The organism is Natrialba sp. PRR66, assembly GCF_034808065.1.
Taxonomy (GTDB): domain Archaea; phylum Halobacteriota; class Halobacteria; order Halobacteriales; family Natrialbaceae; genus Natrialba; species Natrialba aegyptia.
On the sequence record NZ_JAXHGN010000106.1, the window covers coordinates 1 to 271 of the forward strand.

The 271-nt window shown below is 63.1% G+C and carries 1 pseudogene; it reads left to right on the forward strand.

Annotation, left to right across the window (positions count from 1 at the left end):
* Nucleotides 1-134: 134 nt before the first annotated feature.
* Nucleotides 135-271 (forward strand): annotated as a pseudogene (locus SM755_RS23660) (potassium transporter TrkA); the annotation flags it as partial.

The window sequence follows — 271 nt, forward strand, 5'->3', positions numbered from 1 at the left end:
CCCATCACTCACGCCGGCCGCGCATAAATGCCGTCGGTATCCGTGTTAGTACCCGCCTCGGGCCCCAGTGACGGCCTCCGGTATGCCGGGAGCCAGTCGACACCGATTTAATAGTCGCTTCCCATGCACGTCTCATGCCAACGTTGCCGGTCGAGGTTCTTCTCGGCATCTATCTGGGGTTGCTCACGGGGATCTTCCCCGCTCTCGTCTCCGGCGGCCTCGGCTTCGTCTTCAAGTACTTCACCGGGGTTACGCTCCCCGGCCTCGGGGT